The sequence below is a fragment of the Veillonella parvula genome, assembly GCF_018378075.1.
Classification (GTDB): domain Bacteria; phylum Bacillota; class Negativicutes; order Veillonellales; family Veillonellaceae; genus Veillonella; species Veillonella parvula_K.
Genome location: NZ_JAGZYE010000001.1, coordinates 400,822 through 417,935 on the forward strand (window position 1 = coordinate 400,822; position 17,114 = coordinate 417,935).

The 17,114-nt window shown below is 38.4% G+C and carries 15 protein-coding genes; all 15 read right to left on the minus strand.

Going from position 1 to position 17,114, the window contains the following annotated elements; translation table 11 throughout:
- Positions 1-29: 29 nt before the first annotated feature.
- A complete protein-coding gene (locus tag KH286_RS01910) occupies positions 30-491 on the minus strand; it encodes a hypothetical protein (protein ID WP_077708453.1) in 462 nt (153 codons plus the stop codon).
- Positions 484-1,287 (minus strand): DUF3100 domain-containing protein, encoded by an 804-nt coding sequence (locus KH286_RS01915; protein ID WP_012864410.1) that lies wholly within the window; start codon positions 1,285-1,287, stop codon positions 484-486. Before KH286_RS01915 ends, KH286_RS01910 begins: the two co-directional genes overlap by 8 nt.
- A gap of 163 nt (positions 1,288-1,450) precedes the next feature.
- Positions 1,451-2,155 (minus strand): DNA repair protein RecO, encoded by a 705-nt coding sequence (gene recO, locus KH286_RS01920; protein WP_278617549.1) that lies wholly within the window; start codon positions 2,153-2,155, stop codon positions 1,451-1,453.
- The gene (locus tag KH286_RS01925) at positions 2,142-3,473 is read right to left on the minus strand and encodes a hemolysin family protein (protein ID WP_004695947.1); all 1,332 of its coding nucleotides are present in this window, start codon (positions 3,471-3,473) and stop codon (positions 2,142-2,144) included. The genes recO and KH286_RS01925 overlap by 14 nt, the downstream gene beginning before the upstream one ends.
- A 54-nt stretch (positions 3,474-3,527) precedes the next feature.
- Positions 3,528-4,427, minus strand: a complete 900-nt coding sequence (gene era / locus KH286_RS01930) for a GTPase Era (protein WP_077708456.1) — start codon at positions 4,425-4,427, stop codon at positions 3,528-3,530.
- Positions 4,420-4,896, minus strand: a complete 477-nt coding sequence (gene ybeY / locus KH286_RS01935; RefSeq protein ID WP_021148196.1) for an rRNA maturation RNase YbeY — start codon at positions 4,894-4,896, stop codon at positions 4,420-4,422. Before ybeY ends, era begins: the two co-directional genes overlap by 8 nt.
- A gap of 2 nt (positions 4,897-4,898) precedes the next feature.
- Positions 4,899-5,912 carry a PhoH family protein gene (locus tag KH286_RS01940; protein ID WP_024061834.1) on the minus strand — a complete coding sequence of 338 codons (1,014 nt, stop codon included), beginning with the start codon at positions 5,910-5,912 and terminating at the stop codon, positions 4,899-4,901.
- Positions 5,913-5,920: 8 nt separating this feature from the next.
- Complete coding sequence (locus KH286_RS01945) at positions 5,921-6,886, minus strand: TIGR01212 family radical SAM protein (RefSeq protein WP_123137916.1); 966 nt, start codon at positions 6,884-6,886, stop codon at positions 5,921-5,923.
- Between the two features lie 108 nt (positions 6,887-6,994).
- Positions 6,995-8,833, minus strand: a complete 1,839-nt coding sequence (locus tag KH286_RS01950; RefSeq protein WP_123137915.1) for a B12-binding domain-containing radical SAM protein — start codon at positions 8,831-8,833, stop codon at positions 6,995-6,997.
- Positions 8,834-8,896: 63 nt separating this feature from the next.
- A complete protein-coding gene (locus KH286_RS01955) occupies positions 8,897-9,313 on the minus strand; it encodes a DUF308 domain-containing protein (RefSeq protein ID WP_123137914.1) in 417 nt (138 codons plus the stop codon).
- Positions 9,314-9,479: 166 nt separating this feature from the next.
- Positions 9,480-10,928, minus strand: coding sequence for an Asp-tRNA(Asn)/Glu-tRNA(Gln) amidotransferase subunit GatB (gene gatB / locus KH286_RS01960; protein WP_123137913.1), 1,449 nt, complete (start codon positions 10,926-10,928; stop codon positions 9,480-9,482).
- Positions 10,925-12,385, minus strand: coding sequence for an Asp-tRNA(Asn)/Glu-tRNA(Gln) amidotransferase subunit GatA (gene gatA / locus KH286_RS01965; protein WP_077708460.1), 1,461 nt, complete (start codon positions 12,383-12,385; stop codon positions 10,925-10,927). The genes gatB and gatA overlap by 4 nt, the downstream gene beginning before the upstream one ends.
- A gap of 11 nt (positions 12,386-12,396) precedes the next feature.
- Positions 12,397-12,687, minus strand: coding sequence for an Asp-tRNA(Asn)/Glu-tRNA(Gln) amidotransferase subunit GatC (gene gatC, locus KH286_RS01970; protein ID WP_004696952.1), 291 nt, complete (start codon positions 12,685-12,687; stop codon positions 12,397-12,399).
- Positions 12,688-12,761: 74 nt separating this feature from the next.
- Complete coding sequence (ligA, locus tag KH286_RS01975) at positions 12,762-14,765, minus strand: NAD-dependent DNA ligase LigA (RefSeq protein ID WP_077708461.1); 2,004 nt, start codon at positions 14,763-14,765, stop codon at positions 12,762-12,764.
- Between the two features lie 81 nt (positions 14,766-14,846).
- Complete coding sequence (gene pcrA, locus KH286_RS01980; RefSeq protein WP_077708462.1) at positions 14,847-17,036, minus strand: DNA helicase PcrA; 2,190 nt, start codon at positions 17,034-17,036, stop codon at positions 14,847-14,849.
- Positions 17,037-17,114 lie beyond the last annotated feature (78 nt).

The window sequence follows — 17,114 nt, forward strand, 5'->3', positions numbered from 1 at the left end:
ATTTAGACATCTAACATTATGATTTAGTATTAAATTAAACCTTCTAAATGAAGTACTAATTGGGCTAATGCTGTTGCACAGATGAAAGTACCTGCTGTTACAGCTAGTGCAACAGGGATAATACGCCAAGATAAGCGACGGAATGCACCAAGGTCTTTACCTAAGGATAAACCTGCATAGGCAAGTACAGGTGTTGTAGTAGCTAAGAATGTAACTTGGCTAGTTTTTGCGATAATCCATTCTTGACCAGGCATACCTGGTAAGGATGCAATAACACCAACTAAAGACACCCAGAATACCATAGGCAATTTATTAGCATATGGCAAGTTAGAGATCAAAGCACCGATTGTAGCAAGAGCTGCCAAGATAGCTACGCCAACTAAACTATCGCTAAATAGAAGTTTACCATCCATTACATTACCGACTGCAGTGATGATAGCAGCAATACAGATAACGATGACAAACTGTGTTAATCTTTCACTTTTACTCATGATGTGCTGCCTCCTCTGCTAAATCTTGTTCCCGGGTACGACCTGTAAAGAAGTTGTATGTTTTCTCCATAACTGGTAAAGAAACAAATAAACCAAAGTATACGCCTAGAACAGTAGTCAACAAGTTTGCAGCCCCTGCAAGAGCCATAATTTGTTGTTCGTAATCAGGATATACTGCAATGATTGGAGCTGTAGCTGCCGCCATCATACTAGCACTACCTACGCCAGCGCCCATAGCTAATGCCAAAGGATGAAACCAGCCAGATTGTGCTAACATACCCGCCAATACAGATGACCACATAGCGCCGATAAGAACACCACAGATGTACATGCCCATAACGCCACGGCCTTCTGGAGAGCTAAAACCGAATTTATCGATGATAATCGCTACATTTGGCTCACGGTCTACAGAGTAACAAGCACCTACTGCTTCGCGACGCATGCCTACTAGCAAAGCTACTGGTAAACCAAATACAATAGTACCGAAGAAGTGACCAAGCTCTTGTAATAACAATGCCCAGCCAGCACTTGTAAGAATACCAAGATTTGGACCGATACCAAGTCCTACTTTTACCATCAAGATCATAACGGCGATACCGATATAATCGGCAGATTTTTCCATCTGTTTAATCGTAAGAATTTTAAACTTAGGAATAGAAATTAATAAACCTAGAATCAATGTGTACAATAATGGCAATAATACAACAGGACCTAGTTTTTTTATGCCTATAAATTCAGCGACTACAGTTAGTACGAGCGCTAGAAAATGTATTTTGAGATTTCCCAAAAGCTGCATAATGACCTCCTGTAAAAATACATAATATAACATTGTTATATTATAAATAATTGTTATTAAAAGTGTCAACTACAGATGCACATATGTCTATTAGTATTATATTTTTTCATATGTAACCATAGATACAGAAAAAGCACCAATACTATGATTGATGCTTTTCACATTAAATTATGGAATTTAAAAACTTAACGCTTTGCAATGGTTTACCAATTTCTTGCTCACAGTATGCAAATAATAGCCTTTCAAGTTCCTTCCAAATTGTTTTGGGAAATTCTAAAGGCGTATCTTCACCCCACTGGTAAGCTAGAATCTGAGGTAATGTAGCTTTCACAGAACGAGAAATGCTAAGATTTGTAGTTTCCCGCACCTGCATCCAGAATGGCTCAATTCCGTCTTGATGGTTAAAAGCATTAGCACTAGGGACAACCCCTGCGAGAGATAATAGTTGCCATCCGAGCATTATCGTTCCCAATTGTACATTGCGACGTCGAATTTGCTTGGAATAGTTTACAACAGTATCAAAGACCTTGCGATCTACGTCATACATGGCAAATAACTCTTGAATGAGCTCACTCGCTACTGCTGCATAAGCAATATTATCGAGGTTTACATCTAAGGATTCCACCACATAGGAGCCATCAATTTGCGTAACATTTACATATTCCCCATCCGGTACAACTGTAATATACATGGCACTAAATGGACGTAAATAGGAGCTGTTGCGCATCGTCATCATTCGCTTATGTGGAATCGATGCTTTAATAAGTCCCAAGCTAGGCGTAATAAACGTAAATACGGAATACAACTTATACTTTTTTCGACTTATGACGATGGCTGGCGTATTAAAACCACCATTAAGCTTCTTCATTTTCTTCTTCCGTTGGTTCCTCTACTGGTATAGGTGTTACTTTAATGCGAGAGATACGATATCCTTGCATTTGAGTAACTTCAAAGGTGTAACCATGAGCATCCACCGTATCACCTACGATTGGTGTACGTTCTAATAAACCAAAGACATAGCCACCTATTGTATCAGAATCAGAATTATCAATTTCAATATTCATAATTTCTTCTACTTCGTCTACGAGGACCTTGCCATCAAACTCGAAGGAACCATCTGCATAGGACATCGTAGCTGGTAAATGCGGCTCATGCTCATCTTGTATGTCCCCAACCAACTCTTCGATAATATCTTCTAAGCCTACTAGACCAACCATGCCACCATATTCATCTACTACTACAGCTAGATATATACGGCGCGTTCTCATATATTGCAACAAGGTAGATAATTTCATTACCTCTGGAACAGTAAGAATGTCTCGTTTAATATTGCGCAAATCCTTACGGGCTTGATTAGGGCGTTCCATTAAATCTTTAATATGAACGAGTCCAATAATGTGATCCTTATCCTCTACACAGAGTGGATAACGTGTATGTACTTTAGAGCGGATAACCTTCATCGCTTCATCGTAACCATCTTCAACGAATACGCAGTCTACATCTTGACGAGGCACCATAACCTCTTTCGCCATGCGATCTACGAAGTTAAAAACATTATCGATTAACTCAGACTCTACTTGGTCCAGTTGCCCTTCCTCGTGGCTTCGAGAAATCATCATGCGAATTTCTTCTTCTGAGTACACAAGATCAAGCTCTGTTAAATATTTTGTTTTGTAAAAGCCTAAAATAACATTGGAGATTTTACTAGCAATCCAAATAAATGGATACACCAATTTACCTGCAGCCACGACGATACGGCTATAGGTATTTACGTATTTTGTAGGGAAGGATAAGCCCAATGCTTTAGGTACAATTTCACCGAAAATTAGGACGATTAAACTAATTAATAGTAATAGAATAATATCTAGTACCAAATGCATCCAAGTACTATGAATATTAAGAACCGCCACTATACGATCAACAATATTATCAAATACAAAAGTACCTGTGCCTGCAAGGGCCAAAATAAAGAATAGAATCAAAAACTGTGTAGTATTTAAAAAATACTCAGGATTTTGATAAAGCTTTAATAAAAATTCTCTATCCTTCTCCAAGAGGATGTCCATATCCTCTACATGTTCTTTACGAAGGCGTGCAAAGGAGAACTTTGCAACCACAAAAAAGTTAATTAAAAAAATACATAACAGACCAAACCCTATGGGTAACAGGCCATCTACACTATCCATCTTTATTCCTTTCATATGAATATGGAAACACTTATTTCTTTTTATTATATCAAATTATTTTCTATAACCAAGTTCAGATAACATACCAGATTTATTTCTCCAATCTTTTTTTACTTTAACCCAAAGGTCCAAGTACACCTTTGTAGCTAATAGCTTTTGAATATCTGCGCGCGCTTCAGCGCCAAGTTGTTTTAACAAAGCACCTTTTTTACCGATGATAATTCCCTTTTGAGAGTCTCTTTCACAGTAGATTGTAGCGCGGATATAGGTAGTACCATCATCACGTGTTTTCATTTCATCTACGTCTACAGCGATAGCATGAGGAATCTCATCTCGTGTAGCTAACAAGATTTTTTCACGAATGATATCGGAAATAATAAGGCGTTCCGGTTGATCCGTAATCATATCCTCCGGAAAATATTGTGGACCTTCCGGCAAGGTTTCCTCTAGAACCTTAAGAATTTCAGATAAGTTCTCTTTATCTTTTGCAGAAATAGGAATGACACCTGCAAAAGGATATGCATCTTGATAAGAAACGATTGCTTCTAAAAGCTCTTCTTTTTTGAGTGTATCAATTTTGTTGACTACCAAAAATACAGGAACCTTTACACGTTTCAATTGTTCAATAATAAAATTATCCCCAGGACCACGTTTTTCATTGCCTGCTACGACAAATAAAACGGCTTCCGTTTCTTTTAAGGACTCAATAGCAGCATCTACCATGAATTCGCCTAACTTGTGCTTAGGTTTATGCACACCAGGTGTATCCATAAATACGATTTGTTTGGATTCATCCGTATATACGCAGATGATACGGTTACGCGTTGTTTGAGCCTTATCGGATACGATAGCAATCTTATCGCCAATAAGAGCGTTGATTAAGGTAGATTTACCTACATTAGGGCGTCCTACAACGGCAACAAAGCCTGATTTAAAATGTTCGTTCTTATTCATTATATGGTGCATCCTCCCGCACATAACCCAAGTTACCTAGGATAAATTCTTCCTCTGTGCGCATCTCTTTTTTATCTTCGTCGTTCATATGGTCATAGCCTAAAATATGTAAGCAACTGTGAGTCGTTAAATATGCTAATTCCCGTTCAAAACTATGTCCATATTCAATAGCTTGTTCACGAGTACGCTCTAAGGAAATAATCATATCACCAAGTAAGTGATGTTCCTCTTTACTACCTTCGTAATCATCCCCTTCATTGAGGGCAAAGGACAATACATCCGTTGGTCTATCGATGCCTCGATATTCCTTATTAAGCTCGTGAATTTTAGCATTATTGCAGAGTAAAATACTCATTTCATCTTCTTCGAGGCCATATACGCGACTCACTTCATCGCAGACCTTGCGTATAACAGCCTCAATATTGGAATCCTCTTGAATTCCTTCATCATAGCTAATGTGTATATACATACTTATCCTTTCGCTACATTCTCTTTGGATACTGCGTTAGATTCTGTAGTCTCACCAGCTAACTTACGTTCGTGATATGCATCGTAAGCTTTTACAATGCGACCTACTAAATCGTGACGAACAACGTCTTGATCGCTAAAGTAAACCATATTAATACCAGGTACATGACGCAATACCTTTTCAGCCTCGCCGAGGCCAGACACAACACGTGGAGGTAAGTCAATTTGTGTCTTATCACCGTTGACTACCATTTTAGAGTTGTTGCCTAGACGAGTTAGGAACATTTTCATCTGTTCTGCCGTCGTATTTTGAGCCTCATCGAGAATGACGAAGGCATTTTCCAATGTACGGCCACGCATATACGCTAGTGGTGCTACCTCGATAGTACCACGTTCCATAAAACGTTGTACTTGCTCGATACCAAACATTTCATGTAATGCATCATAAAGAGGTCTTAAATAAGGATCAACCTTGTCTTGTAATTCACCAGGTAGGAAGCCTAACCGTTCACCTGCCTCTACAGCAGGGCGTGTCAAAATAATTTTATCTACATTGCGGTTTTTTAAATAGAATGCAGCTAAAGCTACTGCTAGGAATGTTTTACCTGTACCAGCAGGACCAATACCAAAAGTAATAGTATTTTTTCGGATACTATCTACATAGTATTTTTGACCTTCCGTTTTAGGCGTAATATTTTTACCACGCATATTAACGGATAAAGTATCCTCAAACATAGTATGTACGGCATCAGCTTTACCATTAGCCACAAGTTTAGCCGCAATACGCACTTGAGACTCAGTTATGGTACTACCTTCACGGTAAAGGAATACTAATTCTTCAAGGGTACGATAGAGAGCTTCTACTTGTTTTTCATCGCCCTTTATAACTACCGTATCACCTCGTGCCACTACATCTGCAGAGATGACTTCAAGCATCATATGCAGATATCGATTATGTTGACCTAGTATGGATTGTGCTAGGTCATATGTAGGAAATGTAAATACTTGTTCGCTCATACAACCTCCTAATCTATAAATTTACGAACTGCTTTACCATTTAGGTAATCACAGAGATCACCTTGATGAGCATCTAGTTCGTCTAGTTTATCATCAATTAAATCTTGTACGCGCCACCAACCCATAGACCAGTTTGTAAAAAGCGTATTATCTTCAGGTGCTCTCCCTACAAGACGCTGTAAAACAATGTCAGGATGTAAATGACGTACAAAATTAACAACCCGATCAGCATATTCTTCCGCACTAATTAGGGTAAACTGACCCTCTTGATACCACTTGGCCATCAATGTATTTTTTACAATATACAAAGCATGTAGTTTCACTTGATCAACACCGAGTGCAGATAAAATACGAGCCCCTTCGATTGTATCCTTCATTGTATCCCATGGTAAATTAACTATCATATGAGTAGTTATGTTAAATCCATATCGCTTAATCCGTAATACGGCATCAATAAACTGGGCTAAATCATGACCGCGATTAATTTTCTCTAATGTATCATAGTTAACCGTTTGAAGACCTAGCTCAATATAGATATCCTTATGAAAGCGATCCCTAATATCAGCTAATATCTCAAGATATTCATCGGCAATACAATCGGGTCTTGTTGCAATAGCAATGCCCACGGCTTTATCAATACAACCTTGTTCAATATAGCTTTTAAAATCATCAAGATTCAAGTAGGTATTACTAAAGTTTTGGTAATAAGGGATGAACTTCTTTGCTTTATATTTAGGGCCTATGTGAGCAATATTTTCCTCTAATTGCATGCGCACCGTCATCCAGGCAGGACGATTTTCGTATCCCGCGCCAATTTCACCACAAAAGGTACAGCCTCCAACACCAGCCGAACCATCTCTGTTAGGACAGGTCAAGGGTAGTGCTACAGGTAATTTATAAACCTTTTCCCCATATGTTTCTTTATAATATTTAGATACCATGCGGTATCGTTTTGATCTCGTTGTATCGGTCATAATACTCCTATTAAACTAACCAATCATCGCTTATTATGTAATATTTCAACTATCATAAATTCTCTAATCTTTTGATTATAAAAAATTAGATAAACTATTTTTATATTACTAACAAGCCTCTATTTCAGGACGTATAAAAGGTTTTACCTCTTTATTTACGTCGATTACAACTGTAAAAGGTACATTTGGTACATTCTTTATACCTAACACTTTAGCCGTATCTTCAGACATAGGCATTTCTACATATTGTTGACGAATTTTGCGCCACTCTTTAAATGTATAGTTAGGGATATACTGAGATGCAATTTCTTCATTGCGCCAAAATGCTTCCCCTTCTTGTAAAAGTTCTTTTGTCTGTTTTGGTAAACCTACGGCTTCACTGCGGACCTTACCACGATAGCTAACGAGTGTATCATATTGTAATAATTCGGCAGCTACTGTATCACCTTTAGACAAGAAAAAATTGTACAAGAACTCTATTTGATCTATATCTTTCAAATTAATCTTATGATTACCTGCATCGAGCCAAGCCTGTGTCATGTCACAAAAATAGGAAAAAGCATCTTTTTTTGTCTCCACTTTAGAAGGATCATACTTTTTCATAGGTGGTACATGATTAGTTTCTGTATCTTCCCCAGTTATAGATGTATCAGTATGTTCTTTTATAAGCTTACTACCAATATAGCCAAACACAGTTCTAAATCGTTCACTATTATAAAAGCGTTCAAAGACATCTTCAAAGTGTTTTAAGAAACGTATATCTCTATAAGGGAGCACGTGAGTACTTAATACCTCATATGGCGCTAAGGGATCACTAATATATTGATACTCCTCCATACGGCGTACACCAGAACCTTTTAACAGTTTTAAAAATCCAATTTGTAACGCATGTGGCTGTAAACTAAAAAGATCATTAAAGGATAATCCAAACCGCTGTTTATTCTCGTAAGGCAGGCCTACAATTAAATCCATGTGCACATGAGTTCGGCCTGCTTCAATAATAGGGCGAATAGCCTTTTGAATATACGGCCAATCATTATATCGATTAATAGCATCTAAGGTTTTCTTATGTGTACTTTGAACCCCTACCTCAATTTGAATACGGCCTGGTGGTGTTTCACAAAGAATATTTGTTTCCCATTCCGTCATTAGCTCTGGTTCCATTTCTAGATGGAAATTCGTCTCCGTATCGGCATCACGCATGAATTCCATCATAGGTCGATGATGATGTGGCGCACAGTTAAAAGTTCTATCAACAAATTTAACTTGTTTTACCTTATGATCGATAAACCACTGTAGTTCTTTAAAAGTTCTTTCCTGCGGAAAAAAGCGAACTGTATTTTTATTGCCAGATAAACAGTACTGACAAGAGAATGGGCACCCTCGAGAGGATTCATAGTAGATGATTTTATGTTCTAAATCTATCATATCCTCTTCTACATATGGGAATGGTATAGTACTCAGATCTTTTACCTCCACCGTATCAGTAGAGCCCAGGAGTCGGCCAGAAATGTGTCGACCACGTACGCCAGGAATCTGCTCTTCTAAGCCATCATTGCCAGCGATTAGTGCACTAATAAGTTGATAAAAAGCTTCTTCCCCCTCACCTTGTACGACATAGTCCACAGCAGCACAACGATTTAAGATTTCATCGGCTGTGAAAGACACCTCCGGCCCACCTAAAATAATTTTAATATCTGGTCGCACAGCTTTCACCATGTCTACTACATGTAAAGTCATCTCAATATTCCAGATATAGCAAGCAAAGCCCAATATATCTATATTGCGCTCTGTAATATCGCTAAGAATATGTAAAACAGGCATATTAATAGTATATTCTACTATATCGTATGCCTGTCCGTGAGCCTGCCCATACGCTTTGAGATAACGCAAAGCCAGAGAAGAATGTATAAATTTTGAGTTTAATGTGGATAAAACTACGTTCATAGGTCCCCTTTAAATCATCGAATGGCTCAGCCACCGTCTAGTCATAATATATGTATTATACCATTAAAAGAGACTAAATATAATAGAAATAATAGCACCCACTAAAATAACAACAGATGCGACAGTGAGAATGATACTGCCAAAGAATACAACAGCAGCCAAAATAATCCCTAAAACAATGAACAATATAATTCGACTAAGCCAGCTTGTACTATTAAAGCTATACACCTTAACTTTCGGTTCATATTGATTGTTTTCATCGTAATATTGTTGCTCGTCATTGATATTAGTTGGCGTTGAATCTACATGGACGGAATCGCCTACCTCTTCAATAGTTACACCATCAAATTCTCGTCTCTCATCGTCGGATAATACGCGTGTATTAGGTTCACCAGAATAAGTACTGCGACTATAAGTATCATCTGATTTACCATTTCTATATGTATTTTGATTATTGTTTATATTGTGTTGATCATTCATATGTATTTCCTTTATATGAACAAATACTAATTGATTTTATACAATTTATTATACCATATTTTACCATCATAATGGCAAATAGAAATCCCTTCAGATATAAAGCCATATATCTGAAGGGATTGTATTTTTATATATTGATTAATGTTAATATATGCTTACACGTAGATTAGTCATTTAAGAATTTTTTAAGTAATTCATTTACCATTCCCGGATTAGCTCGGCCTTTAGATTCCTTCATAACTTGACCAACTAAGAAGCCTATAGCCTTACCATTACCACTCTTGAAGTCTGCTACTGGTTGTGGATTATTAGCAATAACTTGCTTAACAATTTCTTCAATAGCACCAGTATCTGTGATTTGAACTAGACCTTCCTCTTTTACAATAGTATCAGCATCCTTGCCGGATTCCCACATGGATACGATAACTTTTTTCGCAATTTTGCCGGAAATTGTACCTTTATCGATAAGAGCAATCATACCAGCCAAGTTTTCAGGACTTACCTTGGATTCAGCAAATGTTAAACCACTTTCATTAATCATCTTGGACAAGTCACCAAGCATCCAGTTGGCCACAGTTTTAGGATCTGCACCTGCTTTAACAGTATCATCTAAGAAGTCTGCAGTCTTACGAGATACTGTGAGAATTGTAGCATCCTCACGAGACAAACCATATTCAGATACAAAGCGTGCAATTTTAGCATCTTGTAATTCTGGCAATGCACGGCGCACTTCTTCGATTTTTTCGTCTGTAATTACGATTGGTACCAAATCTGGTTCTGGGAAGTAACGGTAGTCGTTTTCTTCGTCTTTCTTACGCATACCAATAGTAATGCCTTGAGCATCATCCCAAGTACGTGTTTCTTGATCTACTTTGCCGCCAGCTTCGATTAACTTAGCTTGACGCAATGCTTCATATTCAACAACTTTTTGAATTGCAGTTAAAGAGTTAACATTTTTAGTTTCTGTACGTGTACCAAATTCTGTAGTGCCACGTAAACGTACGGATACGTTGCAGTCACCACGCAAAGAACCTTCTTCCATACGACCGTCAGATACTTCTAAATATTGTAAAATAGAACGTAATTTTTCAACGTATGCTCGCGCTTCTGCACCGGAACGAATATCTGGTTCAGATACGATTTCAAGAAGAGGTACACCCGTACGGTTGTAGTCAACATTAGAAGATTTAGAGTCGGAAATAGTATTACCACTATGAACGAGTTTACCTGCATCTTCTTCCATATGAATACGGGTAATACCAATGCGTTTAGTTTCACCATTAACCTCAATATCTAAATGACCATTTAGGCAAATTGGCAAATCATATTGAGATGTTTGATAGTTTTTAGGCAAATCAGGATAATAGTAGTTTTTACGGTCAAATTTGTTAAAGTTAAGGATTTCACAATTCAATGCTAAACCTACTTTGATAGCAAATTCTACTACTTGTTTATTTAACACAGGCATAGCACCAGGTAAACCTAGGCATACTGGGCATACATGTGTATTTTGATCGCCGCCGAATTCAGTGGTACAACCACAGAAGATTTTAGACTTAGTCTTAAGCTCTGTATGAACCTCTAAACCAACGACTGTTTCGTATTTACTACTCATAGAGAAACCTCCCCAGTTGGTGCTACTAATTGACAGTCTGGACGTGCTTGTTCAAATGTGAAAGCGGCACGTAACAATGTTTCTTCACCCATAGCAGGGCCGAGCAATTGCAAGCCAATTGGCAAATTGCTGCTGCTCATACCTGCTGGAATGCTAATACCTGGAATACCTGCAAGGTTTGCTGGTACTGTACAGATATCTTCTAAGTACATTGCCAATGGATCATTTGCTTTTTCACCAAATTTATAAGACGTATTAGGTGCAGTTGGTGTTAAGATCAAATCCACTTTGGAGAATGCTTCATCAAATTCATTTTTAATGAGGCGGCGAACTTTTAATGCTTTCAAATAGTAAGCATCATAGTAACCAGCACTCAATACATATGTACCTAACAAGATACGACGTTGTACTTCTGGACCAAAGCCTTCTGTACGAGTTTTAGTAGACATTTCTACTAAATTATCCGCCGGTACGCGCATACCATAGCTTACACCGTCATAACGAGCCAAGTTAGAGCTTGCCTCTGCTAATGCGATGATATAATACGCAGATAATGCATATTTAGAGTTAGGCAAGGAAACCTCAACGATTTCAGCACCTAATTTTTTATACGTTTCGATGGCCTCTTCCATAGCTTTGCGAACTTCGCTATTAAGACCTTCGCCAAAGAATTCTTTTGGCACACCGATTTTAAGATTTTGTACATCATTTACAAGAGCTGTAGTGTAATCTACACGAGCACCTGGAATGGATGTGGAGTCTTTCGCATCATGACCAGAGATGGCATTTAATACTAAAGCAGCATCTGTTACATCACGAGTAATAGGTCCAATTTGGTCCAAAGAGGATGCGAAGGCGATTAAACCATAACGAGATACATTACCGTATGTTGGTTTTAAGCCTACAACGCCACAGAAGGACGCTGGTTGACGAATAGACCCACCAGTATCGGAGCCAAGAGCCCAAATAGCAGACCCGCTGGATACAGCTGCTGCACTACCGCCAGAAGAACCACCTGGTACGCAATCAGCATTCCAAGGATTAGATGTTTTAGCTAATGCAGAGTTCTCTGTAGAGCCACCCATAGCAAATTCATCCATATTAAGTTTACCAAGGCTAATATAATGATTGTTTTGTAAACGTTCAATAACTGACGCATTGTATGGAGGCACAAAGTTTTCCAACATTTTAGATGCACATGTTGCAGGTTCATCTTTAATACAAATATTATCTTTAATTGCACCAGGAATACCTGCCAATGGGGAAATAGCATCACCTTTAGCAATTGCTTCATCTACAAGCTTAGCTGTAGCCAAAGCACGATCATGAGAATCGGATAAGTACGCATGTACAGTCGGTTCCACTTTCGCTTTATGTGCAATAACAGCATTCGTCAATTCAACAGCGCTGATTTCTTTATTCACTAGTTTCTTGTGTAATTCATGAATTGTTGCCACAGCGAAACCTCCTATTCTTGTACAACGCGAGGTACTTTAAAGTACCCATCCTCTGCTTCTGGAGCATTGGATAAAGCTAAATCATGATCAAGGGATGGTTTTGTTTCATCCTCTCTAAATACATTGTGCAATGGTACTGCATGAGCCATAGGCTCCACACCATCAAGTTCTAATGCATCTAGTTCAGCAACATAAGTCAAGATGTCGGACAACTCTTTTTCTACATGTGCCATATGTTCTTCCTTAACTTCCAAGCGTGAAAGTAAGGCGATTTTTTTAATTTCCTCTTGGCTGATTTTCATCGAGACACATCCTTTCATAATTATTTATTATAAAGCAAATAATATATATTTTCAAAATATTGTAGAATGTATGATTATTGGATTTCTCCCAGTTCGCGTAGGAGTTCTACAAACTCTTCTTCATTCATAACACGAATACCCAATTCATTTGCTTTAGTAAGTTTACTACCACTGTCTTCGCCAGCAATAACAAGGGTTGTTTTCTTAGAAACAGAACCTGTAACCTTAGCCCCATGAGCTTCAAGAATCTTACCAGCTTCACTGCGACCCATAATTTCAAGTTTACCTGTGAGAACGACGATTTCGCCTTCCATTTGGTTGCCTGCTGCTTCAACAACATCTACAGTCATCTTAAGTCCAGCTTCTGTTAAGCCTTCAATGATTTCTACATGAGCAGGATCTTGACGGTATTCAACAATACTATCTGCCATTGTAGGACCAATCTCTTCTACTGCAACGAGTTCTTCCTTAGTAATAGTCATGAATCGTTCCATAGATTTTACAACACTTGCAATTGTTCCGGCTGCCTTAGATCCAATTAGTCGAATACCAAGACCATATAGTACACGATCTAATCCGCGAGATTTAGAATCTGCGATAGCTTTTACCAAATTCTCAGCAGACTTCTTACCCATTCGGTCCATGGTAACTAGTTGTTCGACCGTTAAATGATATAAATCAACAACATTGGTGATTAATTTGTTATTGATTAGGTTTTCTACAATACTAGGCCCGAGACCATCAATATTCATAGCATCGCGAGATGCAAAATGGATAATTTGTTCCTTTTCAATGGCAGGACAATGTTTATTGGTACAACGAACAGCGGCTTCACCTTCACGTCGGACTGCAGGAAATTCGCATACAGGACATGTATTAGGAATTGTAAAAGGCACTTCAGAACCAGTTCGTTTTTCAGGAACTACGCGAATAACCTCTGGAATGATCTCGGCTGCCTTGTGAATGATGACATGGTCACCAATGCGAATATCTTTTTCATTGATGAAGTCTTGATTATGTAATGTAACACGACTTACATTTGTACCGGATACGAATACAGATTCCAATTCACCAGTTGGAGTAAGAACACCTGTACGTCCTACATTGATAGTAATATCCTTAAGAACGGTTTCTACCTCTTCTGGTGGATATTTGTAAGCTGTAGCCCACTTAGGATCCTTCGCAGTACTGCCAAGTACCTCTTGGTCATCGAAACTATTAACCTTAATTACCATACCGTCTGTATCGTATGGCAACTCATGGCGCTTTTCACCCCAATAATTAATAGCCTCTATGACTTCGTCAATTGTTTTGCATACGCGGTAATGAGGATTTACAGAAAACTTGAACGTTTCTAGACTTTGGAGCAATTCCTCTTGGCTATGAATATTAGCTCCCACTTCAGAACCGATTGCATAGGCAAAGAATGCTAAATTACGACTAGCCGTAATGGCAGGATCTTGTTGACGCAAAGAACCAGCTGCTGCATTACGAGGATTTACGAAGGTAGGTAAGCCCTCTTCATCACGTTCTTCATTTATACGTTTAAATTCACTATGAGGCATATATGCTTCACCGCGAACCTCGATAAATTCTGGCGCATCCTCTAGATATAAAGGAATGGATTTAATAGTACGCACATTAGCAGTTACGTCTTCACCAACGCGACCATCACCACGTGTTACGGCACGTACAAACATGCCGTTCTCATAGTGCAAATTAACAGCTAAACCATCGATTTTAAGTTCTACCACATAAGCAGAAGGCTTATGACCTAATTCCTTCTCTACACGACTAGCAAATGCACGTACTTCATCAGCACTAAATACATTAGATAAGCTCAACATAGGGCGGCCATGGACGACCTTTTCAAAGGAACCTTCTACCTTCATGCCTACCCGTTGTGTTGGCGATGATGGCACAATATATTCAGGATGAGCTGTTTCCAAATCAACAAGCTCACGATATTTTTTATCATATTCAAAGTCACTCATTGTAGGAGCATCTTTTACGTAGTATAAATACTGCGCATGAGTTAGCTCTTGTTGTAACTCTTTAATTCTATCTTTCGGATTCATATTACATCCCTTTTATAGTGCAGTAACACTCTATACGTTCCTTACAAGTAAGGTAGAGAGGTTAACTGCCATACACAAATTTTATCCCTTCTTAACAGGTGCAAATTTTGCCATTACTACACGTACACCTTGTGTGGGGAATTCAATTGTCAGCTTCATACCAGCCCCTTCGCCGGCAACATTGATGACTTTACCATTGCCCCACTTGCTATGAATAGCCGTATCGCCAATATTCCAATCAGCAATCACTTCATTGCGAACGATTGGCTTTGTAACTGGTCGGCTTGTAACACTCATATGTTGCGGTACATGACGCTTAATATCATCAGGTACTTTACGCTTAGCACGCAAACCATCTACTAACTCTTCTGGAATTTCATCGATAAAACGAGATGGTAAATAGCTGCTAGTGCGTCCAAATACGGTACGCGTAGTGGCATTAGAAATATATAATTCCTTTTCAGCACGAGTAATACCTACATAAGCAAGGCGGCGTTCCTCTTCAATTTCCTCAGGGTTCATCAAGGTGCGACTATGAGGGAATAAACCTTCCTCCAAGCCACCTAAGAATACAATAGGGAATTCCAAACCTTTCGCAGCATGTAATGTCATCAATGTAACTTTAGACTCTTCTTGCTCGAAAGAATCAACATCATTTACAAGTGCTACTTGTTCCAAGAAGTCTTCCACTGTACCAGTTGGATTTGTATCTTGGAAGTCTTTAGCTACAGATAAAAGTTCACCGATATTCTCAGCGCGAGCCTGATCTTGTGGATCTGTACTCTCTTCTAATTGTGCCAAGTAACCGGTTCTATCGAGAATAGATTCTAAGATATCAAGTACCGTTTTATCTTCCATTTCAGCTACGAGAGTAAAGATAAGGATACCAAATTCCTCTAACTTTTCCTTTGTCTTACCTTTAATCGTATCTACTAGATGCAACTGTGTTAATGTCATAAACAAGGACGTGCCATTTGCGCGAGCATAATCTTGTAGTTTTGCCACTGTAGTAGCACCAATACTACGCTTAGGTACATTGATGATGCGCAATAAACTCAAATCATCGAATGGATTATATAACACGCGTAAGTAAGCTAAAACGTCCTTAATTTCTTTACGATCATAGAACTTCGTGCCCCCTACCATCGTATATGGCAGAGCCCGTTTAATCAGCGCTTCTTCAAGTACACGAGATTGAGCATTTGTACGGTACAAAATAGCCATATCACCATAAGGCACACCATGAATATCGTGCTTTTTAGCGATAGTATCGCCGATGAAAGCAGCTTCTTCATGTTCAGACTGAGCCGTAAAATGCTGAATTTTAGCCCCTTCTGTCTTATCTGTCCATAAATTTTTCTTAGGACGGCCTTCATTATTTTCAATTACCGCATTGGCTGCATCAAGAATAATCTTTGTAGAACGATAGTTTTGTTCCAACTTGATGGATGTACAGTTCGGATAATCCTTTTCAAAGTCCAAGATATTTTGAATATCTGCGCCACGCCATGCGTAAATACTTTGATCAGCATCACCTACAACGGCAATATTTTTCCAATGAGAGGCTAATAATTTAGCCAATAAATATTGAGCATGGTTCGTATCTTGATATTCGTCGATCATAACATAACGAAAACGTTTGCTATATTTATCTAACACAGCCTCATTGGACTGTAATAATTTAACAGCTACCAATAAAAGATCATCAAAATCTAGAGCATTATTCTTACGCAATTCCCGTTCATAATACTCATATACATCAGCAACCTTTTCTTGGTAAAAGTCTCTTGCTTGCTTTCTAAAATCTGAGGCAAATAACAATTTATTTTTTGCATCAGATATGGCACCAATCATAGCCCCTACAGGATAGTATTTATCGTCGAGGTTTAATGCTTTTAAAGCAGCCTTAATAACAGCTTGAGAGTCAGATGTATCGTAGATTGTAAAGTTACTGTTATAACCTAAGAAGTTATCTAATTCAAAACGCAAGAATTTCGCACAGAAGCTATGAAATGTGCTGAGCCAAATGCGATTGGCTACATCACCAACAAGACCTTCTACACGGCTTTTCATCTCCTTAGCCGCTTTGTTGGTAAATGTAATCGCCAAGATTTCATATGGATTAACACCTTGAGCTAATAAATGTGCAATGCGAACGGTTAACACCTTTGTTTTACCAGATCCAGCACCAGCTAAAATCAATAAAGGGCCTTCCGTATGTTGAACGGCTTGTTGCTGCTCTTTATTTAAACCTGTTAGTAATGAATTCATCGGAACACCCCTATCGCCCTTACAAATACTATAGTTTGATAATCATATAAATAGAGAAGAAGAACGTTGCAAGCAACG